This is a genomic window from Streptomyces sp. NPDC059564, from assembly GCF_042735575.1.
Taxonomy (GTDB): Bacteria; Actinomycetota; Actinomycetes; order Streptomycetales; family Streptomycetaceae; genus Streptomyces.
The window spans coordinates 1-6,220 of record NZ_JBHWBP010000420.1 but is presented as its reverse complement, the minus strand read 5'-3'; the positions used below and the strand labels follow the sequence as shown (position 1 = coordinate 6,220).

6 protein-coding genes and 1 pseudogene are annotated in these 6,220 nt (G+C 73.6%); 2 read left to right on the top strand and 5 right to left on the bottom strand.

Going from position 1 to position 6,220, the window contains the following annotated elements:
* Positions 1–184: 184 nt before the first annotated feature.
* Positions 185–1,027 carry a transglycosylase family protein gene (locus ACFV0Q_RS37095; RefSeq protein ID WP_385011795.1) on the bottom strand — a complete coding sequence of 281 codons (843 nt, stop codon included), beginning with the start codon at positions 1,025–1,027 and terminating at the stop codon, positions 185–187.
* 300 nt (positions 1,028–1,327) lie between these two features.
* On the opposite strand from ACFV0Q_RS37095, the gene ACFV0Q_RS37090 reads away from it, so the two are divergent.
* Together ACFV0Q_RS37090 and ACFV0Q_RS37085 are read left to right on the top strand one after the other, a co-directional pair.
* On the top strand, positions 1,328–2,125 hold the full coding sequence (locus ACFV0Q_RS37090; RefSeq protein ID WP_385011796.1) for a hypothetical protein: 798 nt from the start codon (positions 1,328–1,330) through the stop codon (positions 2,123–2,125).
* Positions 2,126–2,375: 250 nt separating this feature from the next.
* Positions 2,376–2,780 (top strand): hypothetical protein, encoded by a 405-nt coding sequence (locus ACFV0Q_RS37085; RefSeq protein ID WP_385011792.1) that lies wholly within the window; start codon positions 2,376–2,378, stop codon positions 2,778–2,780.
* Between the two features lie 24 nt (positions 2,781–2,804).
* Here the strand turns inward: ACFV0Q_RS37085 and der are convergent, their stop codons facing one another.
* From der to ACFV0Q_RS37065, 4 genes and pseudogenes are all read right to left on the bottom strand, one after another.
* Positions 2,805–4,268, bottom strand: a complete 1,464-nt coding sequence (der, locus tag ACFV0Q_RS37080; protein ID WP_385011789.1) for a ribosome biogenesis GTPase Der — start codon at positions 4,266–4,268, stop codon at positions 2,805–2,807.
* A gap of 75 nt (positions 4,269–4,343) precedes the next feature.
* Positions 4,344–5,033, bottom strand: coding sequence for a lysophospholipid acyltransferase family protein (locus ACFV0Q_RS37075; RefSeq protein ID WP_385011787.1), 690 nt, complete (start codon positions 5,031–5,033; stop codon positions 4,344–4,346).
* Positions 4,988–5,695, bottom strand: a complete 708-nt coding sequence (cmk, locus tag ACFV0Q_RS37070; protein ID WP_385011784.1) for a (d)CMP kinase — start codon at positions 5,693–5,695, stop codon at positions 4,988–4,990. The genes ACFV0Q_RS37075 and cmk overlap by 46 nt, the downstream gene beginning before the upstream one ends.
* A gap of 95 nt (positions 5,696–5,790) precedes the next feature.
* A pseudogene (locus tag ACFV0Q_RS37065) lies at positions 5,791–6,220 on the bottom strand (prephenate dehydrogenase); the annotation flags it as partial.

Genomic DNA, 6,220 nt, shown 5'->3' with positions numbered 1-6,220 from the left:
CTCCGAACCGGCCCGCCGTCGCCGTTCATATGCACGGCCCGTCAGCCGGACGCCCAGAGGTTCCTCCGTACCGGGTCACGCTTGTGTCACGGGTTGTCAACGACGAAGGCCCCGTACGGCATTCATTCCACGCCCCTTCGCATTCCGCCGGAGAACCCCGAATTCCGTACGGGGATTGCCCCAGTCAGGACTCCGGAGCACGGCCGGGAAGGCCGCGCGCACTACTGATCCGGTCGGTCGCCCGAGCAGCATGATGCGAATCACCAGAACGTCGGGGTTCACCGCCCCGTCCGAGGACCCGACGCCCCGGGCCGCCTCCTCGGCGGGGCCGGCCTTCCCGCCCCGCCTGCGTTTGGGGCGTCGGGGACGCGGGGTGCGACGGGGTCGGGGAGACGGGGTGCGACGGGGGCGTCGGCCCCGGGGGCGTGGGCGGCGGCGGAGCCGGTGAGGTCGGCGGGAGGGTGAGGAAGAGGCCGGGCCGGAGGCGGCCGGGCTGGGGGCCGATGAGGGTGCGGTTCGCCTCGTACAGGGCCCGCCACCCACCCCGCACCCCCCTCTTCCGCGCGATCCCGTCCAGCGTCTCCCCACCCCGCACCACATGCGCCCGCCCCGCCAGCCCGTACCGCTTCGCGCACACCGGCCACGCCTCCCACCCCTGCGCGCCGAGCAGTTCCTCCGCCACCCCGATCTGCTGCTCCCGGCTCGCCAGGTCCGCCCGCACCGCGTACGCGAGGCCCCCGTACTCCTCCCACGTCGGCTGCCAGAACTGCAGCCCCCCGTAGAAGCCGTTCCCGGTGTTCACCGCCCACCGGCCCCCGCTCTCGCAGTCGGCGACGCAGTCCCACGGCCACTTCCCGCCCGGCCCGCAGTCCCCCGCCCCGTGCCCGGCGCCGACCCCCGGCGGACCGGGCGCCGGCGGCGGCGGAACGGCCCCCACGGCGGATGCGGACGGCGCGGGTACGAACAACAGCGCGGCGACGGCCACGGCCGCGGCCGCCACCACCCGCCGGAGACGGAGTTCGGGCATCGCGTCACGCTACGCAGCCCCCACCCCCCGCCCCGCCCGCCACGCGGCGCTCCCCCGCGCCCCACCCGGACGGCCGACCGCCGCCCACCCCCAAACGGCCAGCAGCAGCCGCCAACTGCGCACAACCAACCAACAGTTGACACAAAAACGAAGCACCGGTCGATCGGTTCACTCTTCCGGGTGGCCGGTTCGATTCCGTTCCCTCAAACGGCGTGACCCCGGCCACCGCTCCTCCGTTGAGCCCGGCGAGCCGGGAACCCCCCGGCCTCCGCACGAATGAGGAGCCACCCCGTGCCGCGCATGCTCGACGTCAGTCTTGAGGTACGTGAAGAGATCGGTGACGAAGAAGCCGACAGGCTGCTCACCGGCGACGACGCCCCGCGCAGTTACGACTGCACCTCCTGCCGCACCCCCGGCGACCCCGAGACCGACCCCACGAGCACCGTGCTGTTCGTCGGCGACGAGACCGCGGTCCTGGCCTTCGCCCACGCCAGCTGCATCCCCTCCCAGGTCGTCACGGTCTCCGAGGAGCAGCTCCAGGGCGCCGTCCGCAGCATCACCGGCGACAGCCCCGCGCCCGACGCGGCCGGCGACGTCCCCCGGTCCGTCCCCGGCGGCCAGGCCGTCCTCGGGATCACCAGCGGCCTGGTCCTGCTCCGCGGCGAACTGCACCCGGCCCTGGTCGTCGAGCCGACCGGCCCGATCGCCCGCCCCGGCACCACCGGCCCCGGCGACGACTTCCTGCCGCTCCTCATCGAGCAGGGCTTCATCCCGGTCACCGACACCGACGAGGCCCCCTCCGCCCTCGCCGGCTGGTCGGTGCTCCTCGCGGGCGGCCAGCTGCACGCCGTGCTCCAGCCCGGCACCGACGGCGGCCCCCAGGTCGCCTGGTGGCAGGCGCACCAGGCGCTGAGCGTCACCGACGGCTGGCGGGCCGCCGTCAACAAGACCCAGCGCGTGCTCATCTACGCCGCCCCGTTCGGCTCCATCGGCCAGCAGCCGCGCGAGGACCTGCTCCGCGACGCCCTGGACAAGGCCGCGAGCAACGGCAAGCTGGTCGCCGCCTCGATGCCGCTGGCCGGCACGCCGGGCGCCTGACCCCTGCCCCTCAGCGCCGGAAACCCCCACCGGAAGCCCACCGGAAACTCCCCACCGGAAACGGCCGCCCACCCCATGTCCTGGGGCCGGGCGGCGTGCGCCGGGGGTGCGCGGTCCGTCCCGCGCACCCCCGGCGATCTGCGTTTTCGGTCCCGTCACCCCGCATCCGCAGCGCCCCGGGTTCGTTGGCTGATACGTGCATTCATACGACCCCTCCCGCGCCCCGTCCTATCCGAGCAGCGTCCCCCCGATGCGCCACGCACGGGACCGGGACATCGCTCCGGCCGCCTCGCACACCCCGATCTACGACACGCTGTACTCCGAGTACCTGCGCGCCTTCCGGGCCCTGCCGGGCGACCGCACCGGTGAGGAGGACCTCGGCTTCACGGCGTTCTCGTACGGCTCCTCGTACACCGGCGGCCCGTACACCGGGTCGTACGGCGGTGGCGGCAGCTCGTACGGCAGCGGCTGGAACGGTTCCGCATGGCAGCCGAGCGAGCCCTGGCAGCCCGCGTACGCGCCCGTACCGCCCCCGCAGCCCTCGTACGCCCACGCCGGCACCTCCGGGTCCGGATACGGCGGCGGGCGGCAGCACCAGACCGGGATGCAGCACATCCCGGCGGCCCTGCCGCCCGCTCCGCGCCGGGGCTACTGACCCCGGCGACGCCCGCCGCTCCCGCTACTTCTTCTTCTTGTACTGGGCGCCGCGCTTCTCGCGCACCCGCACCGAGATGTGGATCGGGGTGCCCTCGAAGCCGAACTCCTCGCGCAGGCGGCGCTCGATGAAGCGCCGGTAGCCGTGCTCCAGGAAGCCGGAGGCGAAGAGGACGAAGCGCGGCGGCTTGCTGCCCGCCTGGGTACCGAACAGGATGCGGGGCTGCTTGCCGCCGCGGATCGGGTGCGGGTGGGCCGCGACGACCTCGCCGAGGAAGGCGTTCAGCCGGCCGGTGGGGACGCGCGTCTCCCAGCCCGCGAGGGCCGTCTCGATCGCCGGGACCAGCTTCTCCATGTGGCGGCCGGTCAGCGCGGAGACGTTGACGCGGGGCGCCCAGGCGACCTGCTGCATCTCCGTCTCGATCTCGCGCTCGAGGTAGTAGCGGCGCTCCTCGTCGAGCTCGTCCCACTTGTTGTACGCGATCACGATCGCGCGGCCGGCCTCGACGGCCATGGTGATGATGCGCTGGTCCTGGACGGAGATGTTCTCGGTCGTGTCGATCAGGATGACCGCGACCTCCGCCTTCTCGACGGCGGCGGCCGTGCGCAGCGAGGCGTAGTAGTCGGCGCCCTGCTGCAGGTGCACCTTCTTGCGGATGCCCGCGGTGTCCACGAACTTCCAGGTGACGCCGCCGAGTTCGATCAGCTCGTCGACCGGGTCGCGGGTGGTGCCGGCCAGCTCGTTGACGACGACCCGGTCCTCCTTCGCGACCTTGTTCAGGAGCGAGGACTTGCCGACGTTCGGGCGGCCGATCAGGGCGATGCGGCGCGGGCCGCCGGGGGCGGCGCCGCCGAAGGTCTGCTCGGGGGCCTCGGGGAGGGCCTCCAGGACGGCGTCGAGCATGTCGCCCGTACCGCGGCCGTGCAGGGAGGAGACCGGGTGCGGCTGGCCGAGGCCCAGCGACCACAGGGAGGCCGCGTCGGCCTCGCCGCTCTGGCCGTCGACCTTGTTGGCGCACAGGACGACGGGCTTGCCGGCCCGGCGCAGCAGCCTGACCACGGCCTCGTCGGTGTCGGTGGCGCCGACCTTGGCGTCCACGACGAACACGACGGCGTCGGCGGCCTCGATGGCGTACTCGGCCTGGGCGGCGACGGACGCGTCGATGCCGAGGACGTCCTGCTCCCAGCCGCCGGTGTCGACGACCTTGAAGCGGCGGCCGGCCCACTCGGCCTCGTACGTGACGCGGTCGCGGGTGACGCCCGGCTTGTCCTCGACGACGGCCTCGCGGCGGCCGATGATGCGGTTCACCAGGGTCGACTTGCCGACGTTCGGGCGGCCCACGACGGCGAGGACGGGCAGCGGGCCGTGGCCCGCCTCCTCGATGGCGCCTTCGACATCCTCGATGTCGAAGCCTTCCTCCGCGGCGAGCTCCATGAACTCCGCGTACTCGGCGTCGCCAAGTGCTCCGTGGTCGTGCTGGTCGTTCATGAAGTCCGTTCCTCGTCGTTCGTGGTGATCGGTGGTCCCCGCGCAGCGCGGTTCCACTACTAGGTCAAGTCTGACTCAGCGCCCGGTGAGGCGCTTGGCGTCGGCCAGGTGGGCGGTCAGCCGGCCCTGGATGCGTTCTGTGGCCTGGTCCAGCGCGGTGCGCGTACGGCGTCCCGTGCCGTCCCCGGCGTCGAAGGCGGAGCCGAAGACGACGTCGACGCGGCTCCGCAGCGGCGGCAGGCCCTTGACCAGCCGCCCCTTGGCCTCGGTGCTGCCGAGGACCGCGACGGGCACTATCGGGGCACCGCTGCGGACCGCGAAGTACGCGAGTCCGGCGCGCAGCGAGGCGAAGTCGCCTTCGCCCCGGGTGCCCTCGGGGAAGATCCCCAGGGCGCCGCCCCGCTCCAGCACTCCGAGGGCGCGGGTGATGGCGGTGCGGTCCGTGCCGGTCCGGTCCACCTTCACCTGCCCGATCCCCTCCAGGAAGGGGCCGAGGGGGCCGATGTAGGCCTCCTTCTTGATCAGGAAGTGCAGGGCCCTGGGCGCGGTGCCCATGACCATGGGGCCGTCGATGTTGTGGGCGTGGTTCACGGCCAGGATGACGGGGCCGGAGGCCGGCACCCGCCAGGCCCCCAGCACGCGCGGCTTCCACAGCCCGTACATGAGCCCGATGCCGATGCGCCTGCCGACCGCCGCACCCTTGAGGGAGGGCGTATCGCTCACTGGCGGCCCGCCCGCTTCTCCTCCACCAGGGTCACGACGCACTCGATGACCTGGTCCAGGGTGAGCTCGGTGGTGTCGACCTCGACGGCGTCGCCGGCCTTGGCCAGCGGGGACGTCTTGCGGCCGGAGTCGGCGGCGTCCCGCTTGATCAGGGCTTCCCTGGTGGCCGCGAGGTCCGTGGCCTCCTTGCCGCGCAGCTCGCCGCTGCGGCGGGCGGCACGGGCCTCGGCGGAGGCCGTCAGGAAGATCTTGAGGTCGGCGTCGGGCAGGACGGTGGTGCCGATGTCCCGGCCCTCGACCACGATGCCGTCGGCGTCCCGGGCCGCCTCGGCGGCGATGGAGCGCTGGAGCTCGGTGATCAGGGTGCGCACCTCGGGGACGGCGCTGACCGCGCTGACCTTGGAGGTGACCTCCTGCGTGCGGATCGGGCCGGAGGCGTCCAGACCGTCGACGGTGATGGTGGGCGCGGCCGGATCCGTACCGGACACGATGGCGGGCTTGCCCGCGGCGACGGCGATGGCCTGCGGGTCGTCGGTGTCGACGCCGTTGGTGATCATCCACCAGGTGATGGCCCGGTACTGGGCACCGGTGTCCAGGTAGCGCAGCCCGAGCTTGGCGGCCACGGCCTTGGAGGTGCTGGACTTGCCCGTGCCGGAGGGACCGTCGATGGCGACGATCACGGCGGACGGAGCGGCGGTTTCCACGGTGCGGGCACCTTCCTGGTTGCGCGTACGTGTCCGGGCGCGCCAAGAGCGCCCCTCCCCCAGGTTACCGGCCCCCGGCACCCCCTGGCTCCGCGTTACTGCTGGCGCAGCGCCCAGCCCCGCTCGCGCAGCTCGGCGGTCAGGCCCGCGACGGCGCGCGGCTCGACCATGAGCTGGACCAGGCCCGCCTGCTGGCCGGTGGCGTGCTCGATGCGCACGTCCTCGATGTTGACCCCGGCCCGGCCCGCGTCGGCGAAGATCCGCGCCAGCTCGCCCGGCTTGTCGCTGATGAACACCCCGACCGTCTCGTACGCGGCGGGGGCCGCGCCGTGCTTGCCGGGGACCCGTACGCGGCCCGCGTTGCCGCGTTTGAGGACGTCCTCGATGCCGGCGGCCCCGCCGCGGCGCTTGGCCTCGTCGGCGGACTGGAGGCCGCGCAGGGCCTCGACGGTCTCCTGCAGGTCGGCGGCGATCCCGGCGAGGACGTCGGCCACCGGTCCCGGGTTCGCCGAGAGGATCTCCACC